The organism is Vagococcus penaei, from assembly GCF_001998885.1.
GTDB classification, from domain to species: Bacteria; Bacillota; Bacilli; order Lactobacillales; family Vagococcaceae; genus Vagococcus; species Vagococcus penaei.
In genome coordinates, this window is sequence record NZ_CP019609.1 from 1,398,281 (window position 1) to 1,424,949 (window position 26,669).

Annotated in this window: 21 protein-coding genes, 1 pseudogene and 1 riboswitch; of the genes and pseudogenes, 18 read left to right on the plus strand and 4 right to left on the minus strand. The window is 36.9% G+C overall.

Annotated features, from left to right (window positions below; all coding sequences use genetic code 11):
- Positions 1-81: 81 nt before the first annotated feature.
- The 4 genes from BW732_RS06695 to BW732_RS06710 all read left to right on the plus strand — a co-directional run bounded on the left by BW732_RS06695 (position 82) and on the right by BW732_RS06710 (position 4,401).
- On the plus strand, positions 82-1,722 hold the full coding sequence (locus BW732_RS06695; protein ID WP_077276028.1) for a putative polysaccharide biosynthesis protein: 1,641 nt from the start codon (positions 82-84) through the stop codon (positions 1,720-1,722).
- 84 nt (positions 1,723-1,806) lie between these two features.
- Positions 1,807-2,526 carry a pseudouridine synthase gene (locus BW732_RS06700; protein WP_077276029.1) on the plus strand — a complete coding sequence of 240 codons (720 nt, stop codon included), beginning with the start codon at positions 1,807-1,809 and terminating at the stop codon, positions 2,524-2,526.
- Between the two features lie 83 nt (positions 2,527-2,609).
- On the plus strand, positions 2,610-4,016 hold the full coding sequence (gene pepV / locus BW732_RS06705; RefSeq protein ID WP_077276030.1) for a dipeptidase PepV: 1,407 nt from the start codon (positions 2,610-2,612) through the stop codon (positions 4,014-4,016).
- A gap of 118 nt (positions 4,017-4,134) precedes the next feature.
- A complete protein-coding gene (locus tag BW732_RS06710; RefSeq protein WP_077276031.1) occupies positions 4,135-4,401 on the plus strand; it encodes a SemiSWEET family transporter in 267 nt (88 codons plus the stop codon).
- A 483-nt stretch (positions 4,402-4,884) separates the two neighbouring features.
- Here the strand turns inward: BW732_RS06710 and BW732_RS06715 are convergent, their stop codons facing one another.
- Together BW732_RS06715 and BW732_RS06720 are read right to left on the minus strand one after the other, a co-directional pair.
- Positions 4,885-5,622 (minus strand): amino acid ABC transporter ATP-binding protein, encoded by a 738-nt coding sequence (locus BW732_RS06715; RefSeq protein ID WP_269466363.1) that lies wholly within the window; start codon positions 5,620-5,622, stop codon positions 4,885-4,887.
- Positions 5,622-7,281, minus strand: a pseudogene (locus tag BW732_RS06720) (ABC transporter permease subunit). The gene BW732_RS06715 and the pseudogene BW732_RS06720 overlap by 1 nt, the downstream one beginning before the upstream one ends.
- Before the next feature lie 118 nt (positions 7,282-7,399).
- Positions 7,400-7,574: riboswitch (Lysine riboswitch) on the minus strand.
- 153 nt (positions 7,575-7,727) lie between these two features.
- Between BW732_RS06720 and BW732_RS06725 the strand changes: the two are divergent.
- On the plus strand, positions 7,728-8,417 hold the full coding sequence (locus tag BW732_RS06725) for an NAD-dependent protein deacylase (RefSeq protein WP_077276033.1): 690 nt from the start codon (positions 7,728-7,730) through the stop codon (positions 8,415-8,417).
- Between the two features lie 21 nt (positions 8,418-8,438).
- Positions 8,439-8,711, plus strand: coding sequence for a chorismate mutase (locus BW732_RS06730; protein WP_077276034.1), 273 nt, complete (start codon positions 8,439-8,441; stop codon positions 8,709-8,711).
- Between the two features lie 175 nt (positions 8,712-8,886).
- Here the strand turns inward: BW732_RS06730 and BW732_RS06735 are convergent, their stop codons facing one another.
- Positions 8,887-10,260, minus strand: coding sequence for a L,D-transpeptidase family protein (locus BW732_RS06735; RefSeq protein WP_077276035.1), 1,374 nt, complete (start codon positions 10,258-10,260; stop codon positions 8,887-8,889).
- A gap of 183 nt (positions 10,261-10,443) precedes the next feature.
- Entirely contained in the window at positions 10,444-11,409 is a 966-nt protein-coding gene (locus BW732_RS06740) for an L-lactate dehydrogenase (RefSeq protein WP_077276036.1), read from the minus strand.
- Positions 11,410-11,789: 380 nt separating this feature from the next.
- On the opposite strand from BW732_RS06740, the gene pth reads away from it, so the two are divergent.
- The 12 genes from pth to lysS all read left to right on the plus strand — a co-directional run bounded on the left by pth (position 11,790) and on the right by lysS (position 26,581).
- Positions 11,790-12,362: an aminoacyl-tRNA hydrolase gene (pth, locus tag BW732_RS06745; RefSeq protein WP_077276037.1), complete on the plus strand. Its 573-nt coding sequence runs from the start codon at positions 11,790-11,792 to the stop codon at positions 12,360-12,362.
- A 45-nt stretch (positions 12,363-12,407) separates the two neighbouring features.
- The gene (gene mfd, locus BW732_RS06750; protein ID WP_077276880.1) at positions 12,408-15,929 is read left to right on the plus strand and encodes a transcription-repair coupling factor; all 3,522 of its coding nucleotides are present in this window, start codon (positions 12,408-12,410) and stop codon (positions 15,927-15,929) included.
- Positions 15,919-17,502 (plus strand): putative polysaccharide biosynthesis protein, encoded by a 1,584-nt coding sequence (locus BW732_RS06755; protein WP_077276038.1) that lies wholly within the window; start codon positions 15,919-15,921, stop codon positions 17,500-17,502. Before mfd ends, BW732_RS06755 begins: the two co-directional genes overlap by 11 nt.
- Positions 17,503-17,515: 13 nt before the next feature.
- On the plus strand, positions 17,516-17,791 hold the full coding sequence (locus BW732_RS06760; protein ID WP_077276039.1) for an RNA-binding S4 domain-containing protein: 276 nt from the start codon (positions 17,516-17,518) through the stop codon (positions 17,789-17,791).
- Positions 17,792-17,859: 68 nt separating this feature from the next.
- Positions 17,860-18,264 carry an FtsB family cell division protein gene (locus BW732_RS06765; RefSeq protein ID WP_077276040.1) on the plus strand — a complete coding sequence of 135 codons (405 nt, stop codon included), beginning with the start codon at positions 17,860-17,862 and terminating at the stop codon, positions 18,262-18,264.
- A gap of 42 nt (positions 18,265-18,306) precedes the next feature.
- Positions 18,307-18,786: a S1 domain-containing RNA-binding protein gene (locus tag BW732_RS06770; RefSeq protein ID WP_077276041.1), complete on the plus strand. Its 480-nt coding sequence runs from the start codon at positions 18,307-18,309 to the stop codon at positions 18,784-18,786.
- A gap of 65 nt (positions 18,787-18,851) precedes the next feature.
- Positions 18,852-20,249, plus strand: a complete 1,398-nt coding sequence (gene tilS, locus BW732_RS06775; RefSeq protein WP_077276042.1) for a tRNA lysidine(34) synthetase TilS — start codon at positions 18,852-18,854, stop codon at positions 20,247-20,249.
- An 18-nt stretch (positions 20,250-20,267) separates the two neighbouring features.
- The gene (gene hpt, locus BW732_RS06780; protein WP_077276043.1) at positions 20,268-20,813 is read left to right on the plus strand and encodes a hypoxanthine phosphoribosyltransferase; all 546 of its coding nucleotides are present in this window, start codon (positions 20,268-20,270) and stop codon (positions 20,811-20,813) included.
- Between the two features lie 62 nt (positions 20,814-20,875).
- On the plus strand, positions 20,876-22,975 hold the full coding sequence (ftsH, locus tag BW732_RS06785) for an ATP-dependent zinc metalloprotease FtsH (RefSeq protein ID WP_077276044.1): 2,100 nt from the start codon (positions 20,876-20,878) through the stop codon (positions 22,973-22,975).
- A 112-nt stretch (positions 22,976-23,087) separates the two neighbouring features.
- Positions 23,088-23,975, plus strand: coding sequence for an Hsp33 family molecular chaperone HslO (gene hslO / locus BW732_RS06790; RefSeq protein WP_077276045.1), 888 nt, complete (start codon positions 23,088-23,090; stop codon positions 23,973-23,975).
- A 66-nt stretch (positions 23,976-24,041) separates the two neighbouring features.
- Positions 24,042-24,983, plus strand: a complete 942-nt coding sequence (dusB, locus tag BW732_RS06795; RefSeq protein WP_237301611.1) for a tRNA dihydrouridine synthase DusB — start codon at positions 24,042-24,044, stop codon at positions 24,981-24,983.
- A 134-nt stretch (positions 24,984-25,117) separates the two neighbouring features.
- On the plus strand, positions 25,118-26,581 hold the full coding sequence (gene lysS, locus BW732_RS06800) for a lysine--tRNA ligase (protein WP_418369035.1): 1,464 nt from the start codon (positions 25,118-25,120) through the stop codon (positions 26,579-26,581).
- Positions 26,582-26,669: the final 88 nt, after the last annotated feature.

A 26,669-nucleotide genomic window follows, 5' to 3' on the forward strand; every position in this document is an offset into this window, starting at 1 on the left:
AAATATATTTAAAAGAGTTTGCATATTTGATTGTGAACAACTACAATAAGAGCAGTATAAAAAGAAAGTTGGATATGAATCATGTCGAGTCGAGTCACCTCTTTTGAGGACAAAGGACTAGAGGCGAAAGAAAAGATGGTTCGAGGCTCAATGTGGATGACCGCAGGGAGCGTTTTGTCTCGATTATTAGGTGCCGTTTACATTATCCCATGGTATGCATGGATGGGAAAAAATGGTGATATCGCCAACAGTTTGTTTAACAAAGGATACAACGTGTATGCACTCTTCTTAATGATTGCAACCGCTGGTATTCCAGGGGCAGTTGCTAAGCAATTGTCGCATTATAATTCTCTAAATGAATATGGAGTTAGTCAAAAATTATTTCGACGAACTCTAATGATTATGGCTGGCTTCGGAGTATTATTTTTCGGGGTGATGTATGTGGCATCCCCAATTTTGGCTGAAGGCAATAAGGAATTGATTCCTGTCATGCGTTCATTGAGTTGGGCTATCTTGATTTTTCCTTGTATGAGTGTTATTCGTGGGTATTTCCAAGGAAATCAAAATATGATGCCATCTGCTGTATCACAAGTAATTGAGCAGATTGCTCGCGTATTTTATATGCTCTTAGCTACTTTTATTATTATGAAAGTACGCGATGGTAATTATGTTGATGCTGTTATCCAGTCAACTTTTGCTGCATTTATAGGTATGCTTGGTGCATTTGGGACATTAATTTACTTTTATCTCAAGCAAAAGCCAGAAATTAATCGCTTAGTGGCGAATAGCGATAATGTAGTCATTTTGTCAGAAAATCGCTTAGTGTTTGATATGATTAAGCAAGCCATTCCTTTTACGATTGTTGGGTCTGGTATTACATTGTTTAAACTAGTCGACCAATTTACATTTGAGCGAATGATGTCCAGTTTCACAGGTTATACGGATAAACAATTAGCAGCATTGTTTAGTATTTTTAGTGCCAATCCAGATAAACTAGTCATGATTATTATTTCGTTAGCAACTGGACTAGCTGTTACAAGTTTGCCGCTAGTCACTGCCGCTTATTCACAAAAGGACCGTGCAGGTTTAGCCAAGTTGATTAGTGATAATATTCAATTATTATTTTTCATTATGATTCCGGCAACTCTAGGGATGATGGTTTTAGCTGAACCAATGTATGTGCTATTTTATAAACCAGATGCTCTAGGTGTCCATATTTTAGTTGAAGCGTGCTTAGTTGGATTAGTGACTGGTTACTTTATTTTAACGTCTACAACGCTCCAAGGCTTGTATCATAATAATGAAACAATAATGATTTTAGGAATTGGTCTATTAGTTAAGTTCCTATTACAGTATCCAATGATTCGCTTATTTGAAACGTATGGACCATTGATTTCAACTGCGATTGGGTTTACAGTATCAGGTATCTTATTAACACATGCGATTCACAAAATTACACAGTTTAATTATATTTTGACAATTCGTCGAACGTTACTCATCACTGTTTTTAGTGTAATCATGATGTTAGTTACATGGGCTACAAAAGGTATTCTGAGTCTCTTTTTAAATCAAGATCGTAAACTTCCAGCATTTATTATTGTGGCAGTTTCAGTTTTTATTGGAATTGTGGCTTATGCTTATATGGTCTTAAAAGTTCGGTTAGCCGATAAATTATTGGGCCCTAAAGTTGTGAAAGTTCGTCGTAAGTTACATATCAAGTAAGTAGAAATAGGATAAGAAGGACTTGAAACTAAACGTTCGCGTTTTTGTTTCAAGTCTTTCCTTTTAGAAGGGAGTTTGTATTATATGCGATTGGATAAATTTTTAAGCCATACCGGGTTTGGTAGTCGGAAAGAGGTTAAAGAATTATTAAAGAAAAAGCGAGTTCAAGTGAATCAGGTATTGGTTAAAGATGGTAAATGGGCGATTAATGAATTAGAAGATAAGGTAACCGTTGATGGCAATCAAGTAATTTATCAAAAATATGTGTACTATTTATTAAATAAACCAAAAGGAGTGGTTTCTGCAACGGAAGATGCGGAGCACCGAACAGTGATTGACTTAATCGCTAAAGATGATTATGTTCCAGGCTTATTTCCGATTGGTCGTTTAGATAAAGATACGACTGGTCTTTTATTGCTAACAAATGATGGCGACTTAGCTCATCAACTCTTGTCACCAAAGAAAAAAATTATGAAGTCATATCTTGCAGAGATTGTCGGTCAGATGACTTCAGAAGACGTTAAAGCATTTCAGGCAGGGATGATATTAAAAAATGGTGATGTATGTCTACCAGCGGAACTCCTCATCTTAGAGAGTCAATCGATGCCAGAACGGACACTAGCTAAAATCAGTATCGTCGAAGGAAAATATCATCAAGTTAAGCGAATGGTGGCGGCTGTTGGTAAAAAAGTAGTAGAACTTGATCGTGTAAGTATGGCAGGTCTAAAACTCGATGACTCTTTAGCAAGAGGACAGTACCGTCCATTAACTGAATTTGAATTAAGACAGATTGGTGCGATTTAACTGAATTCTACAAAAACTCTTTGGTTAAATAAAGAAAAGTGATATGATAGACCTTATAGAAGTAAACTAGGAGGATTCGTAGAATGACTATTAATTGGAAACAAGAAGTTGAGGCACGTCGCGCTGATTTAATGAAAGACCTGTTTGACTTATTAAGTATTCCTAGTGTTAGGGAAGACGATAAAGCGACAGCAGATGCCCCATTTGGACCTGGCCCTAAAGAAGCGTTACTACGCTTTTTAGAAATTGGTGCTCGTGATGGTTTTGTGACAAAAAATGTTGATAACTATGCAGGACATATCGAGTACGGTAGTGGTGCTGAAACGTTAGGTGTTATTGGACATGTTGACGTGGTACCTGTTGGACCTGGCTGGGATTCTGATCCATTTACGCCAGAGATTAGAGATGAACGAATTTATGCTCGTGGTTCGAGTGATGATAAAGGCCCAATGATAGCTGCTTATTATGCATTAAAAATGATTAAAGAATTAGAATTACCAATTTCAAAACGCGTTCGTTTTATTATTGGAACGGATGAAGAAAGTTCATGGCAATGTTTAGATCATTATTTAGCAACGGAAGATACGCCCGATTTTGGCTTTTCACCAGATGCAGAATTTCCAATTATTAATGGTGAAAAAGGGAATGCTACTGTTGAGTTAGTCTTTACTGGTCAAAATAATGGAATGTTGAAATTAATTAAATTTGATGCTGGTATGCGTGCAAATATGGTACCGGAAGAAGCAAAAGCAATTGTCGAAGTATCTGGTGATATTGCTGCATTTGCTAAAGAATTTAATGAATACTTAGAAACAGTTCCTGTTACAGGTACTATTAACGTCACAGATTCAATGGCTGCTTTAACGATTCATGGTAAAGCGGCACACGGGGCAATGCCAAGTAAAGGAATTAATGCCGGAACATATTTAGCTAACTTTTTAAGTTTCTATGATTTTTCGGGGTCTGCAAAAGACTTTTTAACTGTGATTGCTGATTATGTACATGATGATACTGAAGCAGCACACTTTGATTTAGCATACGTTGATGACATTATGGGTGATTTAACAATGAATGCAGGTGTCTTTAAGTTTGATGCAAGCAAAGATAATAATACAATCACTCTAAACTTCCGTTATCCAAAAGGTTTGACTGAAGATGTAATTATTGAAAAAATTACGAATAAAGTGGCAAATACAAGTGCAGTTGTTGTTGGTTTGGCTGGCGGCAAAGGTCCACACTATGTGTCACCTGAAGATCCGTTGGTAAAAACATTATTATCAGTATATGAAGAACATACTGGATTAAAAGGTCACGAACAAGTGATTGGTGGTGGAACGTTTGGCCGATTACTCGAACGTGGAGTTGCCTATGGTGCGATGTTCCCAGATAGTATTGATACAATGCATCAAAAAAATGAATTTATGGCAATTTCTGATTTAATGAATGCGACAGCAATTTATGCTGATGCGATTTATCGCTTAATTAAATAATGACAAAAAAAGAATTTAGCAGAAATGTTAAATTCTTTTTTTTGTAAATGTCTTAAAAGTAGAGTAAAATAAATAATAACTATTAATATTTTATTAAATTGAAGGGTTTGAATAAATAATGACAGAACAAAAAATAACAGTGTTAGGTTGGATAGCTACAGTAACATCTTGTTTGATGTATGTAGCCTATATTCCCCAGATTATGTCGAATTTAAATGGTGAACCAGGAAATTTTTTACAACCACTAGTTGCTTCAATTAACTGTACATTATGGGTATGTTATGGGTTAACGAAAAAGAAAAAAGATTGGCCACTTGCGATAGCAAATGCACCTGGTATTGTCTTAGGTCTAGTGACATTTTTAACATCAATGATGGCTAATTAATTTTTTATCCCCGTGGATAACTTTAATAAAACAAATAAAAAACTAAAAAGGAACTCCTTTTTAGTTTTTTTATGCGCAAAAGCGGTTATCCCCACCTTGAATTGTGGATAAGTCTGTGGATAGTGGGTATAACTCTGTTTAAAACTGTTAAACCAACTTTTCTAATGTGCATAACTCTGTTGGAAAAAAGATGTCTTGTCCACATGGAAACAAGCGTTCTTCTTAATGAACATTGCAATCAAAGCCATTAAGAATTTAGTCATGAATGGATAAAAATAAGATACTGTTTAATTGACTGATCATTGAGGCTTTATCTCAGAGAAACAGAAAAGATATAAAGACAGTATCAACATAAAAAATAATCAATATCAATAAAAATATCGCGATTTTCTAGATAATAAAATAACAAATAATTTATGAGATAATAAAAACCCAATCGAGAAATCGATTGGGTTTTTATTCCTGTAAGTGTTAATGATGTGTTTAGTTATCTAAAACACGTTGTAAAAATTCTTTTGTCCGAGCTTCTTTAGGCTGATTAAAGATTAGCTCAGGTTTGCCTTCTTCAGCAACAACCCCTTGATCCATAAAAATAACTCGATCTGAAACCTCTTGTGCAAATTTCATCTCATGTGTCACGATAATCATCGTTAAACCTGTTGTCGTTAATTCACGCATAATTTTTAAGACTTCCCCAACCATCTCTGGATCTAATGCCGATGTTGGTTCGTCAAAAAGCATCACGTCAGGATTCATTGAAATTGCTCGGGCAATGGCTACTCGTTGTTTTTGTCCACCAGATAGTTGAGACGGTTTAGCATGGATAAAATCGGCCATTCCAACTTTTTGTAAGTTTTCTAAAGCAATTTTTTCGGCCTCTTCTTTAGGACGATTGAGTACTTTAACTTGACCAACGACACAATTATTTAAAATATTATGATTTTCAAATAAATTAAATTGTTGGAAGACCATTCCAACACGAGCACGGTAGTGAGGTAAGTTATAACCTGGTTCTAAGATATTATCGCCTTGATATAAAATTTTACCAGCCGTTGGTTCTTCTAGTAAGTTAATACATCGCAATAGCGTTGATTTTCCTGAACCAGATGATCCGATAATAGTGACGACTTCACCTTTTTCAATGGATATATCAATCCCTTTTAGGACTTGATGCTGTCCATAGTCTTTTTGTAACCCTTGAATGTCAATAATACCCATGATTAAGCACCTCTCTTTTCGGTTTCTTGAACTTGCATTTGATTTGCATAAGACATATGTGAGCCACTGTCATTACCATCAATTCGACGTTCAATGTAACGTAAAATTCGTGTCACTGTAAATGTCATAACAAAGTAAATCACACAGACAACAAAGAATGTATCAAAGAATCGGAAGTTACTACCCGCCACTGTTTTAGCTTGGAAGTATAACTCTGACACAGCAATAACGTTTAAGACTGATGTATCTTTTATATTAATAACGAACTCATTCCCAATAGCTGGTAGTGTATTTCTAAAAACTTGCGGAATGACCACATTCCACATTGTTTGCGCGTGTGTCATCCCAATCGCTTCAGCAGCTTCAAATTGTCCTTTATCAACAGCATAGATGCCCCCTCGGATAATCTCCGTCATATATGCTCCTGTGTTGATTGACACGATGAATAGGGCTGCAACGAGTGGATTAATATCAATATTAAAAGCTTGAGCAGATCCGTAGTAGATAACCATCGCTTGCACAATCATTGGTGTACCACGGAAAATCTCAATATAAACTGAGAATAAAATATTTAATAATTTATTGAAAAAGCGAGCAACAGTATTTGTTGGTTTTTTCAAGGTTCTAAAAATACCAATGGCTAAACCAATAATTGTTCCAACAATTGTCCCAACTAATGAAATAAGTAAGGTTGTTCCGGCACCACGCAAGAAGGCTTTTCCATTTTCGCGAGCAATCCGAATAACCCAGGGTTCATTTGATTTTTTCTCAGTTTGTCCGACAATTGCTTGATCAGCTTCGTTAACTTCATCTTGTTCACTACCATTATCATCCATGTTAGGTTGTTGACTAATTGCTTGGTCCATTAATTTGGTGCGATCATCAGCGGAAATCGATGCTAATAGTTGATTGATTTTGGCTTTATCTGGGTCATTGTAGCGTAAACCAATCGCAATCGCAGTGTCATCGGGTGAAGTGTTAAAGCCTTTTCCTGCTTCAAATTCAATCATTTTAAACTTAGGATTTAGAGTTTGAGCGGTTACCCCTTCAGGCCGTTCTGTGACATAGCCATCAATTTTTCCAGATTCTAGTGCAACACGCATCGCAGGAAAGTTATCCATGGCTGTTTGTTTTTTGACACCAGGAATTTGATCAATGACTGAATAGTGAAACGTGTTTAACTGACCGGTAATTTTAGCATCTTTAAAATCGGCTAGGCTTTTCGCATCCGTAAAATTACCTTCACTATTGACTAGCATCACTAAGTTAGAATTATAGTACACATCGGTAAAATCAACTGTTTTTTTTCCGTTCAGCTGTTGGCGACATTCCTGCGATAATGGCATCGATTTTTCCGGAAGTTAGAGCAGGGGCTAATCCGTCCCATTCAGTTTTAAAGATAACCAACTCTTTATCTAAATCATCAGCAATTTTTTGAGCGATTTTAACATCATACCCACCTGCATAATCTTTTGAACCCTGAATTGGCACAGCACCATTACTGTCATCCTTCTGAGTCCAGTTAAAAGGCGGGTAGCCAGCTTCCATACCAACTGTAAATTTTTCTTTGTCTGCTGCATAACCTAAATTAGTTAGTAAAAAAAAGCTGCTCAAAAATAATACCAGTGACCAAAATATTGTAATTGTCCGTTTGTTCGTCATATGTTTTCTCCTCTTTCTTTTTTATAAACAAAAAAAGAAGCAATGGTGTCGTTGCACACCATTGCTTCTTAAGATTTAACCTTGTTTTTATTATTAATTACAATAAAAAGTCATCGATTAAAACTCTAGCGCAACTCAGTGTTCAACTGAGACAGTGTTATAGTTATTCACTATAACCCCAACAACATTAGATAAGGATGCTAATATTGTTTCGGCGATATCCCCTCATTTTTACGTCATCGTTTCCTCAAACTCAGTAAAAAGTCTTGACTATCGCAACCTCTAGATTTTTCTGTTCTTTTCTTCTGTCTAGTATTATAGCATGCGATTTTTGAAAAGTCATGCTATTTTCAAAAAAATTTCTAGAAAAGATTGAGTGAGAGTAGTCCCAATGGTTATTATGGAGTAAGATAATAAGTAGAGGACATCATGAGGAGGAAATAAAAATGGAAAAAACGGCAGTAGAATTGATTCAACAAAGTAAGAAATTAGTGTTTATGACTGGTGCAGGTGTGTCAGTTCCTTCTGGAATTCCAGATTATCGTTCAATGACTGGTGTTTATCATGGGGTAGAGAATCCAGAGTACCTACTAAGTCATAGTTGTTTAGTTAAAGAACCAGAAAAGTTTTATGACTTTGTTAAACAACTCTATCATCCAAAAGCGAAACCGAATATTATTCATCTGAAAATGGCTGAATTAGCTCAAGAAAAAGATGTCACAGTTATTTCACAAAATATTGACGGACTACATCAACAAGCTGGTAGTCCAAAGGTAATTAATTTTCATGGTAATTTGTATGATTGCTACTGTCAAAAATGTGGAGAGTCAGTCACTGCAGAAGAATTCATGGAATCGTCGCTACATAAAAATTGTGGTGGTCAAATTCGACCAAATGTTGTATTGTATGAAGAAAGTTTACCGCAAGATGTGATTGAAGCATCAATTTTAGCGATTGAACAGGCGGATACGATTGTCGTAGTTGGGACGTCATTGAAAGTTTATCCTTTTAGCGGACTGATTCAGTACCGACAACCGAATAGTCAATTAATTATCATTAATAAAGACACTATTACCTATGGTGGAGACTATTTGATGGTTCAAACACCGGCAGAAAACTTTTTTAGTCAGATTTAAGAGGGTAAAGGAGGAGTTAAGATGTTATCAGAACCACGAAAAAAAATTGATGCGATTGATCGAGAATTAGTTAGATTACTTGCTGCTCGCTATGAATGTGTGACTGAAATTAGTCGGATTAAGCAGGCAGAGGGGATACCAGTTACGGATATGCAACGTGAACAAGAGGTAGTGTCAGAGATTAAGTTATCACTTACAGAGAACACGTTTGAAACTGAAATTGTTCAATCGATGATTGCTATTATGGCTATTTCGCGGGATTATCAGAAAAAGCTTATGGAAGATGCAGACTAGAAATTAATTGCTAAAAGTGGTTAAGTTAGTCATCGTAAGAATTGATTGGACGCAATCATTTCACATTCTATTTGGACGAAATTTGCTTAAATAAGGTATCTTGCGACTATATAAAAATTAATAACCCCCCTCAGATTAATTACTCATCTGAGGGGGGTTATAGTGTTAACTCTATCTAAAAGACAACTACTGGAATACCAGTATCAATTAAACTAAATAATTTAGCACAAACAGCTGGTGGTGTATTGATACAACCGTGTGAGCCAACCGTTTTATACGACGTACCACCGTAAGCATTGGCATTTTGCCAAGGTGAGTCATGAATTCCCACACCAGTCCAATCAATCGGCATCCAGAAATCAACAGGACTTGCATAATCTTCACCACGTAAAATGGCATCGCGTTCTTTATTCCAAACATAGAACACGCCAGGTGGTGTTGGTGTGCTAGGTTTACCAGTAATGACTGGAGTATCTAAGGTCACCTTACCATCTTGGTACAACCACATGTGTTGTGCTTGTAAATCAACTTCAATGTAGGTATTTCCAATCAGTGATGATGCGGGTGAAGCACTACCTTGGAATAACGGAACCCGATTAGCGACTTCTTTTCCACTAAGAATTTGTTTGGTTAACTCAGCAGCTTCTGCATCGGTATTAATCGTCCAACTATAAGCACCAGCAGGCACAGATACTTCGCCACGTTTTGTACTTTTAAAATTAGTTGGGTTCGTACTAGTATTATATTTTTGACCTAATTCAGAGACATAAGCAGTGACGACATCTGTTTTCAAGTCAACTTTACCATCTTTGTAGGTCACCCATTCTGCAACCGTCTCTTTTGGTACAATGATTTTTTCACCATTAATTGAGTAAGAGATTTCTTTTTCAGTTAATTGTTCAATTGCTGAGAGGCTCTCAGTTAGTTGTTTATCGGAAGCAGTGATGGTCGGTTTTTTGACAAATTGGTTTAAGTCAATATCAGACTTACCAGCTTGAATATCTTTTTTGATAGCTTTGATAGCATCATCGATATTAATGTCAGTCCCTTGTACTTCATCTTCAATGCTAAAGTCACCATCTTTTGCCACGATTTGAGCATCTGTTGTATGTGTACGTGACTCATTTATCTTGGTGAGTTTTTCTTTGATAGTCGCCATCTTTTGATCAAGGACTTTTTCATCTGTACTTGTTGATTCAATCGCATGAACTGTCTTTGCAGATGGCAAATAGGTCATAAACCAGAGCCAAGGATTTTGTTGAGCCATTTGATGATCAACTGTTTTATCAATTTCATAAGTAATACCTAATTCATTCTTAGGAATACTTTCGATGATGTCTTGATTATCTTTAATATCAAATTTTTTGCTTTTTAATTGTGTTGCGAGTTTTTCTTTTGCTTCAGCTTTAGTTAATTGTCCGACATCTACACTGCCAATCGTGGTTTTATTAAAAAAATGATCTTGAAAAACCGATACTTGATAGGCATAAAAAGCAAAGACTCCGACGACAATAGCAACAGGTAGCCACAACCATAATTTGGATTTCATGCAAGCGCTCCTTTTACAAACGTTTTGTAACGATATTGTAACATATACATAGATAAAAACAAGTATTCTCGCTTGTTAATCAGTGATTGTCATCAAACAGTCCGACGCTAATAACAGATGAAAACACGTGATAGCCATTGATTAGCTAACACGTGTTTTTAAAATATTTGGTTTAGAGAATGACTATTTTTCTAATTGTTCAAAAGCAGCATCCATTACTTCTCTTAATTTAGCAGCAGAGTAAGCGAATTTTTCATTTTCAGCATCAGTTAGAGGGATTTCAACAACACTTTTCACACCATTTGCATTAATAATGGCAGGTGCACCGATATACATATCATCTAATCCATATTGACCAGTTAAATAAACAGATAATGGTAATACAGCATCCTCATCATTTAAAATAGCTTTTGTGATACGTGCTAAGGCAACGGCAATACCGTAGAAAGTAGCCCCTTTTTTGCTTATAATGGTATAAGCAGCATCACGTACTTTAAAGAACATATTAACAAGTTCTTCTTCATCGACTTCTGGATGGTCAGCTACCCAGTCAGCAATCTTCAAGCCAGCAATATTAGCATGTGACCAAGCAGGGAATTCTGTATCACCATGTTCACCTAAAATATAAGCATGGACATTACGTGCATCCACTTCAACTAACTCAGCGATTGTTTGACGGAAACGAGCAGAGTCTAAAGATGTTCCGCTACCAAGTACTTTATGTTGAGGGAAGCCAGAGAATTTCCAAGTAGCATAAGTTAAGATATCTACAGGGTTACTTGCAACTAAGAAGATACCGTTAAAGCCAGAATCAACAATGCTACCAACGATTCCTTTAAAGATACTTAAGTTTTTGTGTACTAGGTCTAAACGTGTTTCACCGGGTTTTTGAGCTGCACCAGCTGTAATTACAACGATATCAGCATCAGAACAGTCAGAGTATTCAGCAGCATAAATTTTCTTAGGAGAGGTAAAGGCTAGGGCATGAGATAAATCTAGTGCATCACCTTCAGCTTTTTCTACAGCAATATCAATAATACCAATTTCTTGGGCAATATCTTGAGTGACTAGCGCAAAAGCATAACTTGAACCAACCGCACCATTACCTATTATTACAACTTTTTGGTGTTTAGAATCTTTAAATGACATATGTATACTCGCTCCTTTAAATTGATTTGTTACAATAATTATAACATTCACAAATGTAACTGTCATCGGTAAAGTTACAGAAAATTAACTTTTGTTTTGAAAAGTCTATAAATAAAGGATTTAAACAGTTAAAAAGATTTATTTGGAGTTATTTCAGCTAAAAAAAACGGATTTTTGACAAATTAAACATGATAATTATGTGAAAAAAATCGTGCATTAGTTTTTTTGACTCAGGGAAACTGAGTTGATTTTGCTTAATTGCTAGAAATATTCACTAAAAGATGTCATAATTATAAAGAAATCTAGACGTTCACTACGACGTGTAGATATTTTGTCGTTTAGATATGAAAAAATGACTATAAGAATTGGAGATTAGTGACGTGAAATTAATAGTAGGTTTAGGCAATCCAGGGGCTAAATACCGTGGAACAAAGCACAATGTGGGATTTATTACCTTAGACGAATTAGCTTACCGAGAAAAAATCGAGTTTAATAAAACACAATTTGAAGCGGATACAGCTGAATTTTTTTATAAAGGTGAAAAAATAATATTAGCTAAACCATTAACTTATATGAATGAATCTGGACGTTCGATTCGTCCATTAATGACTTATTATAATATCCCAGTGGAAGACGTTGTCGTCGTTTATGATGATCTTGACTTATCCATTGGGCGCATTCGTTTGCGCCAAAAAGGTAGTGCTGGCGGTCACAATGGTATTAAAAGTTTAATTTCCCATTTTGGAACACAAGAATTTAATCGAATCAAGGTTGGGATTGATCGGCCAAGTCGCTCTGAGGAAGTGGTATCTTATGTATTAAGTACTTTTCCTAAAGAGACGCATGAAGAGATGCTAGCAGCTGTTAATTTAGCGGTTGATGCTATTCAGTTCTGGCTAGATGGTCAGACATTTGTTGATACGATGAATCAATTTAATCGGAAAAAGTCATAAGTTATAAAGAAAGGAGCCATTAAAGTGTATCAAAATCCAGGATTAATGAATCACTTAATTAAAAGTCCACTTGTTGCCGATTGGCTAGGACAAACGCGCCTTGCAACGACACAACTGGTCACAGGTCTATCCGGCTCAGCAAAGAGTCTATTGATGGCCGCACTAGTCCAACAACAGCGAAAAGTGCTGATTGTGGCGCCTAATTTATATTATGCCACACGGTTAGTTGATGATTTGCAACACGTGATTGATGAGGATTATTTGCATTTTTTTCCTATTGATGAAGTAGCAGCTGTTGAAATGTCATTTGCTTCACCAGAGGCACGTGCGGAACGTTTAAATACTTTAGCTTTTTTAACAACTGATCAGCCAGGTATTATCGTAACCTCATTAGCAGGTTTTCGTCGTTTTCTACCTAAGCCTGAGCTATTCATGGACAGTGTGTTGACCATTCAAGAAAGAGATACCCTTGATTTGGTTGCTTTACCGGAAAAATTAGTTTTGCTAGGTTATGAACGTCAGCAAATGATTGGCAAACCAGGTGAGTTTAGTATTCGCGGAAGTATTGTTGATATTTATCCATTAACGAGTGATTATCCAATCCGGATTGATTTATTTGATGATGAAGTTGAATCCTTACGGTACTTTGATGTGAATACACAACGCTCACTAGAAACAATTTCTCAGGTACAAATTACACCGGCACAACTAGATATTTTTACTTCTGAGCAACTAGCGAATGGTGCCGCTAAACTGCAAGCTCTTGTGGCTAAGCGATTACCGACTTTAGATAACGATCAGAAAGCCGTGGTCTCGGCTGCTAGTGACTATCAGATAAGTGAATGGACGCAAGGACACCCAACGAATGAAGTGACCATGTACAGTGACATATTATATGAAGAAACTTACTTTTTAGCTGACTATCTGGGCGCGAATGATACAGTCTTAATTGATGATTATAGTCGCTTATTAGAGGCTGAACGGGAATTAATTCGTGAAGAAGGCGAATGGATTACCGAAAAATTAGCTGCTAATGTCTTGTTTGAGACCGAGACCCTTGGTGGTGACTTCAGAAGTATTGTCCGGGACTTAAAACAAAGTAAAACCTACTTTTCACTCTTTCAAAAAGGTATGGGTAACTTGAAGTTTCAAGCAATTCATGCTTTCCAGTATCGACCGATGCAACAATTTTTTGGTCAAATGGCACTTTTGAAGACAGAACTAGACAGGTGGCATAAACAGAATCAGACTGTTATTGTGTTAGCAGAGTCAGTTGAGCGGGCAAAAGTTTTAGAGAAACTCCTAATTGATTTAGAAGTGTCCGTAGTTGTTGCGAATAATCATGAGTTATTAATTGGGCAAACTCAAATTCAAGTTGGTCAACTCGACTCCGGATTTGAACTACCTGAGGAAAAACTAGTTGTTGTGATTGAAAAAGAAATTTTGCATGTCAAATCCAAGAAACGTGCGCGTAAACAGACAATGTCGAATGCTGAACGCCTAAAAGATTATAATGAACTAAAACCTGGAGATTTTGTGGTCCACATGAATCATGGTATTGGGCAGTATGTTGGAATGGAAACTCTCTATAGTGGTGGTGTCCATCAAGACTACATGACTATTGTTTATCGTAACAATGATAAGTTATTCATTCCTGTCACTCAGCTAGATATGATTCAGAAGTATGTTTCGTCCGAATCCAAAACACCTAAAGTCAATAAACTAGGTGGCGCTGAATGGATTAAGACAAAAAATAAAGTATCCGCCAAAGTGGAAGACATTGCGGATGATTTAATTAAACTGTATGCAGAACGTGAAGCGGAAAACGGATATGCCTTTTCGCCAGATGATGATTATCAGCGAGAATTTGATGATGCTTTCCCTTATTCAGAAACAGATGATCAATTAAGAAGTATCCAAGAAATTAAGCGTGATATGGAACGTGAACGACCAATGGACCGCTTATTAGTTGGTGATGTTGGTTATGGTAAAACAGAAGTTGCGTTACGAGCAGCTTTTAAAGCGGTTCGTGATGGTAAACAAGTAGCGATTCTTGTTCCTACTACAATTTTGGCACAACAACATTACGATACAATGCAAGAACGTTTTGCTGATTTTCCCGTTAACATTGGTATGTTAAGCCGTTTTAGAACAAAGAAACAACAAAAAGAAACCTTAGATGGATTGAAACAAGGAAAAATCGATATTGTTGTCGGGACACATCGAGTCTTATCAAAAGATATTGAATTCCTTGATTTAGGCCTTTTGGTTATTGATGAGGAACAACGATTTGGTGTGAAGCATAAAGAGCGCTTAAAACAGCTGAAATCACAAGTTGATGTCTTAACACTAACAGCAACTCCGATTCCACGCACTCTACATATGTCGATGTTGGGTGTTCGTGACTTATCAGTCATTGAAACACCACCGGCTAATCGTTACCCGGTTCAAACATATGTGATGGAGAAAAATCTGGGAGCGGTACGTGAAGCTTGCGAGCGTGAATTAGCTCGAGGTGGTCAGGTATTCTATTTATACAATCGTGTGGAAACGATTGAACAAAAAGTCGAAGAAATCCAAGCCGTTGTACCAGATGCACGAATTGCCTACGCTCATGGTCAGTTAACTGAAGTTCAATTAGAAAATGTCTTGATGGAATTTATCAATCGTGAATACGACATTTTAGTCACAACAACGATTATTGAAACAGGGGTTGATATTCCCAATGTCAATACATTATTTGTTGAAAATGCTGATCACATGGGATTATCACAACTTTACCAGTTACGTGGTCGCGTGGGGCGAAGTAACCGTGTGGCTTATGCTTATTTCATGTATGAAGCACAAAAGATTCTAAATGAAGTGAGTGAGAAGCGACTCCAAGCAATTAAAGATTTTACAGAATTAGGCTCAGGATTTAAAATTGCTATGCGTGATTTATCCATCCGTGGTGCAGGAAATTTATTAGGATCACAACAACATGGCTTCATTGATTCGGTTGGATTTGATATGTACACACAAATGCTAACTGAAGCGGTTAATCGTAAGCAAGGTAAAACCCAACAAGACACAAAAACAGTGGCTGAAATTGATTTGGGTATTGATGCGTATATTCCAGGTGATTATATTGAAGATGAACGTCAAAAGATTGAGATTTATAAACGAATTCGTCAGTTAGATCATCAAGAGATGTTTGATGAATTAGAGAGTGACTTACTGGACCGGTTTGGTGAATACCCAGATGAAGTCGCTAATTTATTGACAATTGGTTTAATCAAGATGAATGCCGATTTTGCGTTAGTGGAAAAGGTTCAAAAACAGCAACACAAATTAACAGTGACGCTAAGCAAGGAAGGTAGTAAGACATATCATGTTGAGCAACTCTTTAAGGCATTGGCTAAAACCAACGTAAAAGCTGATTTAAATCCAAATGATGGACAAATGCAAATTCACTTATTAATTGACAAAAAAATGACGGAGGCTGTCTGGCTTCAAGAACTATCACAGTTCATTGCTGAATTGCGTGAACAAAAATACTTAACGCTAAGTGAACGGCATGACGAATAAGCAGTCAACTTTAGAAAAAAGTATGTTACGGGGAACGTTGGTCTTAACCGTCACGTCATTTATTGTTAAAATTTTAAGTGCAGTCTATCGAGTACCTTTTCAAAATTTAGTTGGTGACGAAGGTTTTTATGTGTATCAGCAAGTTTACCCGCTCTACGGCATTGCGATGACTTTAGCTTTAACGGGATTGCCTGTTTATCTATCGAAGTTGATTGCTAGTAGTCGAACAGAAGCTGACCGTCAAAAGGTCATGACCCAGTTTTTATTGTTTATGGGAATTGGCTCATTAGGGCTATTTCTAATAGTACAATTTGGGGCTTCTTTAATTGCTATCAAGATGGGTGATACCGAATTAACACCAGTTATTAAAACTGTTTCCTATGTTTTTCTACTTGTACCGATATTATCTGCTTATCGTGGATTTTATCAAGGACAAATGGAAATGAAACCGACTGCTGTTTCGCAATTAATTGAACAAGGCGTGCGTGTTGTGATTATCCTCAGTGCAGGTTTCCTATATCTACGTTTATCATTGACCGTTTACCAAGTGGGAAATTTAGCGACATTTGGATCAGTCATTGGTGGTCTAGTGGCGTTAGTCATTTTAGTTGCCTATGGGCGGCAAGAGAAATTTACGATGAATTGGTCCAAAGCACCATTTCATTTCGATTGGCCATTTGGTCGGAAATTGTTTGTTCAAGGTGGAGCGCTTTGTTTGTTTAGTGCCTATCTGATTTTATTTCAATTAATTGATTCTTTCACAGTGTTAAAAGCACTAGAGGAAAGCGGTTTTGATAGTATGGCAGCGAAAATTGCCAAGGGTGTCTATGATCGTGGGCAACCTTTAGTTCAAGTCGGTCTCGTTGTTGCGGTTTCAATGACTGCTACTTTTTTACCAGTTTTAACCAAGCATTATCTCGAAAAAGGGCAAGATGTTTATCGCGAAACAGTTGCGTCGTATCTAAAAATTTCACGTGTCATTTCGAGTGCAGCAGCTGTTGGTCTAGCAATGGTATTACCTTTTATTAATCAAGCTTTATTTAGCGATAATGCTGGTCAAGTCACATTGGAATGGTTTGTGTTGGCTATTTTCTTTGTCTCAATGATACAGTCATATCAAACCATTTATCAAAGTCAAAACAAAATTCGCTGTCAATTTATTTCTGCCATGATTGGCTTAGGCGTTAAAATTATCGCCACACCAATTTTGACTTTTCACTTTGGAACAATCGGATCTAGTATAAGTACGTTACTCGGTTTAGGCGTTTGTCTAGGCTTATTTCAATTAAATTTTAGAAGAGACTCAAAGAAGGATTCGTTCAGAGGGCATTCTTTAGGTAAATTGTTAGTGAGTCTACTAGTGATGTTTTGTGTTTTAATTGGGTATCGTTTGTTAATTAATCAAGTAATCGGTACTAGTCGTAGTTTAGCGCTACTTGCAACATTTGGTGGTGTTCTAATTGGCTTTATTAGCTACCTTATGTGTTTGCTAAGATTTAAAGTTTTCACACAAGAAGAGTGGCTACTCTTACCATTTGGTGATAAAGTAGTCAAAAGACTAAAAAAACGTTAGGAAGGTACAAAAGATGAGATTAGATAAATTTTTAAAAGTATCACGTATTATCAAACGTCGAACAGTTGCGAAAGAATTTGCTGACAAGGGACGTATTCAAGTGAATAATCAACTAGCGAAGTCGTCAACTGCGGTTAAAGTAGGTGATACTATTAAATTATTATTTGGTAATAAGACTTTAGAAGTTAAAGTTTTAGATTTAAAAGAAACGACGAAAAAAGATGAAGCGAAAGATTTGTACGAAATTATTAGTGAAACCTTCGAAGCTGGTTATGAAAAGTTAGAATAAAATAGACAATACTGAACGGAATTGGTATAATTAGTTATCTTTGAAAAGCGAATGGAGTTTTAAAATCAATGAAAAAAAAGCAAAGATTCTTAACCTACACTAAAGAACAAGCCCCTAGTTTAGAAGTTGCTAAAACCGAAACGGCTAAAGTAACTGACAATGTTTTGTTTAAACGACGTCGCTTGGGTATCATGTTTGTCGTAGCCTTTATCGTCTTTTTGTTAATTGGTTTTAATCTATTTAAAAATAGTCAACGCTTATTAGCTTTACAGGAGACAAAAGTGCAAGTGACACAAGAAAATAAACAAGTAATGAGTAAACGTGATGAGTTAGCGAATGAAGTCGACTTGCTTCATGATGACGATTATGTGGCGAAAATTGCTCGTGCGAAATACTTTTATTCTAAAGAAGGGGAGCAAGTCTATAGTATCCCTGAATTAAATAGTTCCACCCAAACTAGCGGTAACAAATAAAAATATATATTTTAAGAAGGCTCAAGGAGGAAAATATTTTTTATGTCAATTGAAGTAGGGGTAAAATTACCTGGGAAAGTTTCAGGAATTACCAATTTTGGTGCATTTGTTGAGTTAGGTGAAGGCAAAACAGGATTAGTTCACATCAGTGAAGTATCGAATAGCTTTGTTAAAGACATTCATGATGTATTAAGTGTCGGCGATGAAGTAGAGGTAAAAGTTATGTCTGTTGGTGATGACGGAAAGATTGGTTTGTCAATTAAGCGTGCCAATGAAGAAGCGCAGCCAGAAAGACCAGAACGCAAAAGAGAATTCAAAAAAGACTTCAAAAAAGATTTTAAGAAAAATAATTATCAAAAATCTGACCGTGGCTCAACGAATCGTAAACCAGTAGCTCCACCGAAAAAAGAAAGTTTCGATACATTGATGAGCTCATTCTTAAAAGATAGTGATGATCGTTTAAGTACATTAAAACGTAGTACTGAAGGCAAACGCGGTGGTCGAGGCGGACGTCGTAGTTAATAAACCAAAAAGGATAAGGAAACTTATCCTTTTTTCTTATTTTAAGAGATAAGGAGAGAAACGTGATGTTAGTGAAGCACCTCATGCAACAAAATAACAAATATCATTGGTGGCAGTCTGATACCCTTGTATTAGTTGCTGTATCTGGCGGCGTAGATTCAATGGTTTTGTTAGAGTTACTACTCCAGTTACCAGAAGGAGAACGGCCAATAATTGGTGTGGCACATATTAATCATAAGTTGCGTACCGAATCTGATGATGAAGCCCATGCGGTCCAACTATTTTGTGAACAGCATGGGCTTCCATTTTATTTAAAAGAATGGCATGCTGGAACTATTATTACAGAAAATGTTGAGCAAGCGGCACGACAAGTCCGTTATGAATTTATGCAACAAATAATGGAGATGGCAGGCTACTCAGTTGTTTTAACCGCTCATCATGAAGGTGACCAGGCTGAAACTATTCTAATGCGCTTAATTTCGGGTTACCGTTTACCTTATTTGATGGGAATTCAGCAAACACGCTCCTTTTATTCAGGAAAGTTAGTTCGTCCTTTATTGACCGTATCCAAAAGTGACTTATATGCGTATGCACAGCTACACGATATTCCTTATTTTGAAGATGAAAGTAATCGGACAACAACTTATTTTCGTAATCGCGTTCGGCATAATTATTTGCCAGCATTAGCTAACGAGAATCCTCAAGCTGTGCAACATTTTATTCATTTAGGAGAAGAAGTACAAGCTTATTATGATGTGGTTGAAGAGCTAATACAGCCTATCTATGCTAGTATTGTACAGACTGATTCTATGAGTTGGATAATCAACGTTTCAGAATTTCAAGCATTATCGGCTAGTTTTCAATATGTCATTAGCCAAAAACTAGTCATTGAATTGATTCAAGCGGGTATCGTTGTCAGTCAACAAGTTGAGGTGTCATTGCGTCAATTATTACTTTCGGATAAACCAAATCACACAATTCTCCTTAAAAATGAGTGGGTGTGCCAACGTGCTTATACTGAAGCTAAAATTTATCAAAAAAAGTCACAACTATTTATCAAATCTTCATCATTTAATGTTAAACTGAATAGTGGAAGACGATTAACTTCAAGTGAGTGGCTCGGTTTTTTTGCGGAGGATTCAGTCGTTATCCCAGCAGAGTATGCTAAATGGCAGAAATTAGAATTGACCATTCCTCAAGAAATAGCTGATGAAGTGATTGTTCGGAAACGACAAGCCGGTGATCGGCTGATTTTCAACGCGTTAGGCCAATCAAAAAAAGTTGCTCGTTATTTTATTGATGAAAAAATCCCTAGTGATTTACGGGAAAAAAGCTGGGTCATTACAACTTTATCCGGACGCCTAATTTGGCTTGTTCCGTTCAAGGAATCTTATTTGAGTATTCAGTCTGAAACTGCTAAAATACAATATAAGCTTGTCTACTGTTGTCAGTTAGATAAGTAAGTTTGGAAGGAGAACCTAATGTTAGAAAAAGACATAGAAAAAGTATTTTATTCAAAAGAACAACTAAATGAACGTGTTACTGCTCTTGGTGCTCAAATTAGTGCCGATTATGCTGGTAAAAACCCACTTGTTGTTGGTGTATTAAAAGGAGCTGTCCCTTTTTTAGCCGATTTAACACGTGCCATCAATATCCATCTTGAAATGGATTTTATGGATGTATCAAGTTATGGTAGTGCCACTGTGTCGTCAGGTGAGGTGCGTATTCTTAAAGATTTGGATACGAACGTTGAAGGACGTCATATCATTTTAGTGGAGGACATCATTGATAGTGGTCGTACATTAAAATATTTAGTTGATATGTTAAAACATCGTAAAGCAGCATCCGTTAAAATTGTGACAATGTTAGACAAACCAGAAGGTCGTGTGGTTGAAATGGAAGCTGATTATGTGGGCTTTGATGTACCAAATGAATTTGTGGTTGGCTATGGTCTAGACTATGCTGAAAGCTATCGTAATTTACCATATATTGGCGTCTTAAAACCTGAAATTTACGAGAATGCTTAATCCAATGAATCTGCTTATAAATTATGTATCTACTATAAAACAATAGACAAAGGAGGACATGTATGAATAAGAAGAATTCAGGCATGAAGAATTCCCTATATTATATCATCGTATTTTTATCAATGATTATGATTGTGTATTTCTTTTTTGGCCAAGGTGGCGATCAATCGCCTAACATTAATTATTCAACATTTTATCAACAGTTAAAAGACGATAAGGTCAAAGAGTTTTCTGTACAACCAGCAAATGGTGTTTATAAGATTACTGGTGAGTACTATGATGATCAAAAAGTCGCTGATTCAGGTGGCTTACCTGTATTTGGCAGCACTAAGGTGAAGTCAAAACGATTTACAACAATGGTCTTGCCAAACGATTCGACTATTGGCAATATTACAGAAACTGCTAAAGATGCTAACGCAAAATTTGTGGTGAAAGAACAATCGAATAGTGGTATGTGGATGTCATTACTCTTTAGCTTCTTACCAATGATTTTCCTAGTATTCCTCTTCTATATGATGATGGGTCAAGGCGGTCAAGGTGGTGGCAATGGGCGTGTTATGAACTTTGGTAAAACCAAAACAAAAGAAACTGACAAAAAAACCATTAAAGTTCGTTTTTCTGATGTCGCTGGTGCGGAAGAAGAGAAACAAGAATTGGTTGAAGTTGTTGAATTCTTGAAAGATCCACGTCGATTCGTCGCTTTAGGTGCAAGAATTCCAGCTGGAGTGTTACTAGAAGGCCCTCCAGGAACTGGTAAAACATTATTAGCGAAAGCTGTAGCTGGAGAAGCGGGTGTACCATTCTTCTCAATCTCTGGATCAGATTTTGTTGAGATGTTTGTCGGTGTTGGTGCAAGTCGTGTACGTGACTTGTTTGAAAATGCTAAAAAAGCAGCACCTGCGATTATCTTTATTGATGAAATTGATGCGGTTGGTCGTCAACGTGGCGCTGGTATGGGTGGAGGACATGATGAACGTGAACAAACCCTTAACCAGTTGCTTGTAGAAATGGATGGCTTTAGTGGGAATGAAGGTGTTATTGTCATTGCCGCAACTAACCGTTCAGATGTACTTGACCCTGCGTTATTACGTCCTGGACGTTTTGACCGTCAAATTTTAGTTGGGACACCAGATGTTAAAGGTCGTGAACAAATTCTTAAAGTGCATTCACGTAATAAACCATTAGCTGACGATGTTGATTTAAAAGTTGTTGCACAACAAACACCTGGTTTTGCGGGTGCTGATTTAGAAAACGTCTTAAATGAGGCAGCTTTAGTTGCTGCACGTCGAAATAAAAACAAAATTGACGCATCTGATATTGATGAAGCGCAAGACCGAGTCATTGCTGGTCCTGCTAAGAAAGATCGCGTGATTAGTAAACAAGAGCGTGACATGGTTGCTTACCATGAAGCGGGACATACTATCTGTGGACTAGTCTTGAGTGATGCACGTGTGGTACATAAAGTAACAATTATCCCACGTGGCCGTGCTGGAGGATACATGATTGCTTTACCTAAAGAAGACCGCTTCTTGATGACCAAAACAGAAATGTTTGAACAAATTGTGGGACTTTTAGGTGGACGTGTTGCTGAGGAAATTATTTTTGACTCACAATCAACGGGAGCAAGTAATGACTTCGAGCAAGCAACACGTTTAGCACGATCTATGGTAACAGAATATGGTATGAGTGATTTATTAGGACCAGTTCAATATGAAGGTAATCACCAAGTCTTTGTTGGTCGTGATTATGGCCAAACAAAAACTTACTCAGACCAAGTGGCTTTCCAAATTGATGAAGAAGTACGTAAGATTTTAATGAGTGCTCATCAAAAAGCACATGAAATCATCGAAGCACACCGTGCACAACATAAGTTAATTGCGGAAGCACTGTTAGAGTATGAAACATTAGATGCTCGTGCCATTAAGTCACTCTTTGAAGAAGGCGTTATGCCAGCTAATAATCGCAAGGAAGAATTTCCAAGTGAAAAAGCTGCTTCTTTCGAAGAATCAAAAGAAGCTTTAGAAAAAAGAGATGCTGAAAAGCAAGAAACAGAAAAACAAGATGAAGATGAAGCGAAAAAAGAATTAACTCAAGAAGATCAAGAGTTAGCACGTGATTTCGATAAAACATCTGATGAGGTTAAAAAAGACGAATCTGAGTAAAAAGATTTGTGGTAGTTAACCAAAATAAGTTATGATAAGTGGGATATACGAAAGTATAGCCCACTTTTTTTCGGGTTAATTCGATTATATAAGTAAAGGAATGAGTAAATAAATGACAGATTATTTAGTAAAAGCATTATGTTACAATGGTGAAATTCGAGCGATGGCTGTTCGTTCAACACAAGTAGTGGCTGAAGCGCAACAACGTCATGATACATGGCGTGCAGCAACTGCAGCTTTAGGGAGAACATTAAGTGCTTCTCTAATGTTAGGTGCGATGCACAAGAATAATGAAAAACTAACCATTAAAGTTCAAGGTAATGGCCCTTTAGGAGCGATTGTTGTTGACGCAGATGCTAAAGGAAATGTAAAAGGCTACGTCCAAAATGCTCAAGTAAATTTACCTGCTAATGCCGTTGGGAAAATTGATGTCCGTGGAGCAGTTGGAACTGAAGGTAGTTTAACAGTCATTAAAGATTTAGGATTAAAAGAGCCATTTACAGGTCAGGTTCCTTTAGTATCTGGTGAATTAGCAGAAGACTTTACTTATTATTTAGCAAACTCTGAACAAGTCCCTTCTGCTGTCGGGTTGAGTGTACTCGTTGACAATGAGAATGACGACAAAGTGAAAGCAGCAGGAGGTTTTATGATTCAAGTTATGCCTGGTGCATCAGAAGAGACTATTTCTGAAATTGAGCGTCGAATCGCTGATATTCCGATGGTATCTAAATTACTTGATTCAGGTGAAACACCGGAAAATATTCTTTATCGCTTATTAGGTGAAGAAAATGTTGAAATCCTTGAAACGATGCCTGTACAGTTCTTTTGTAATTGTTCGAAAGATAAATTTGCTTCAGCGATGATCACATTAGGTGAAAGTGAATTGCAATCAATGATTGATGAAGATGAAGGTGCGGAAGCAGTTTGTCATTTCTGTGGCGAGAAGTATTTTTATACTATTGATGAATTGACTGAGCTTATTGATCAAGCGAAGAATTAGTAGGGGGACGTCATTTTGTGGAAAATAGGTAATGTTGAGATACCCAATCGTGTCGTTGTTGCTCCAATGGCGGGTATCAGTAATTCAGCGTTCCGTGTCACAGTGAAAGAATTTGGTGCAGGCTTAGTTGTCTGCGAAATGATTAGTGATAAAGGGATTAAGCAACGAAACAAAAAGACTTTAGATATGCTATATATTGATGAGACAGAGCATCCGTTGAGTTTACAGATTTTTGGTGGAAACAAAGAAAATTTAGTCGAAGCCGCACAATTCGTTGAGGCGCATACGACTGCTGATATTATCGATATTAATATGGGGTGTCCAGTCAATAAAGTCATCAAAGCTGAAGCTGGTGCACGGTGGTTACTAGATCCGAATAAGGTGTATGAAATGGTAGAAGCTGTCGCTGGTGCGGTTAAGATCCCAGTGACCGTAAAAATGCGTATTGGCTGGGATGACGAACACGTCTTTGCGGTTGAAAATGCAAAGGCTGCTGAGAGCGCTGGAGCTGCAGCAGTTGCAATGCATGGTCGTACGCGTGTGCAAATGTACGAGGGTAAAGCTAATTGGGATGTATTAAAAGATGTTAAGCAGCAACTGACAATTCCTTTTATGGGAAACGGTGATGTGCGAACACCAGAAGACGCTAAACGTATGCTCGACTACGTTGGCTGCGACGGTGTGATGATTGGACGAGCTGCTTTAGGGAATCCTTGGATGATTTATCGGACAAAACACTATTTAGAAACGGGTGAATTACTTGAAGAACCTCACCCAGTGGAAAAAATCACAACAGCTAAACTACATTTAGCACGTTTAATAGCGTTGAAAGGTGAAAAAATTGGTACTTTGGAATTCCGTCAACATGCGGCTTACTATTTAAAGGGAGCTCCTCGTGCAGCAAAAGTCAAAGTAGCGATTAACCAAGCGCAAACCCATGCAGAAATGCTTGAAGCATTGGATACCTATGTTGCTAACTTGATTGCAAAAGGTGTTATCGATAAATAAACCAACAATTCAAAAGAAAAGGCAAATCTAACTTGCCTTTTTTTGTTTTAATGTGGCATTATAGAGTGGAACAGTAGTCATAATAATTATTAGGAGGAAGTCACGTGTCAAAAGAAATTCAAGGTCATGAAGAAATGAACGACCAATTAATCGTTAGAAGAGAAAAATTAGCGGAGTTACGTGAAAAGGGCTTAGATCCGTTTGGCGCTCGTTTTGAACGCACACATAATTCAAAAGAGTTACATGAAACATATGATGATAAAACTAAAGAAGAATTGCAAGAGCTTGGACTAACAGCGACTGTAGCTGGCCGTATTATGACGAAACGTGGTAAAGGTAAAGTAGGGTTTGCACATTTACAAGATAGAGAAGGACAAATTCAAATTTACGTTCGAAAAGATGCTGTTGGTGAAGAAGAATATGACTTATTCAAACATGCGGATTTAGGAGATTTCGTCGGTGTAACTGGTGAGATTATGAAAACCGACATGGGTGAAGTAACGATTAAACCAACGTCATTAACGTTCTTAACTAAAGCTTTACGTCCATTGCCGGATAAATACCACGGTTTAACGAATGTTGAACAAAAGTATCGTCAACGCTATCTGGATTTGATTAGTAACAAAGAAAGTTTTGACCGATTTGTCAAACGTAGTGAGATTATTCGTGAAGTTCGAAATTACTTAAATGAAAATGGCTACTTAGAAGTGGAGACACCAACCCTACATAATATTGCTGGTGGAGCAGCAGCCCGTCCATTCATTACACACCATAATGCGTTAGATATCGATTTATATCTAAGAATTGCGTTAGAGTTGCATTTAAAACGATTAATCGTTGGTGGTATGGAAAAAGTATATGAGATTGGTCGTGTTTTCCGAAATGAAGGAATTGATACAACTCATAATCCTGAATTCACAATGCTTGAAGTTTATACTGCTTATACTGATTATCAAGACATCATGGATTTAACTGAAGGTATTATTACAACTGTCGCTGATCGTGTTTTAGGCACACGTCAATTAGTTTATGGTGAGCATGAGTTAGATTTAAATAGTCCTTGGCGACGTGTCCATATGGTTGACGCCATCAAAGAAGAAACTGGTGTTGATTTCTGGAAAGAAATGACAGATGAAGAAGCTAGAGCCATTGCAAAAGAACATGATATTGAATTAGAAAATCACATGAGCTATGGCCATGTCGTTAATGAATTCTTTGAAAAATATGTTGAGCATACATTAATTCAACCGACATTTGTTTATGGGCACCCTGTTGCTATTTCACCTTTAGCTAAGAAAAATGCCGAAGATCCAAGATTTACAGATCGTTTTGAGGTCTTTATAGTAGGAAATGAGTATGGCAATGCATTTACTGAGTTAAATGATCCAATCGATCAGCGTGAACGCTTTGAAGCACAAATGAAAGAAAAAGATTTAGGAAATGATGAAGCTCAAGGGATTGATGAGGATTTTGTTGAAGCTTTAGAATATGGTATGCCTCCAACAGGTGGACTAGGAATTGGAATTGATCGTTTGGTTATGTTATTAACAAATGCGCAGTCAATTCGTGATGTATTATTATTCCCAACAATGAGATAAATAAAAAAGTGTAAATTTTTTTAAATTTACACTTTTCTTTTTAGATTTTATATGGTATATTTATCTACGTTGCTTTAAGACAAACGTT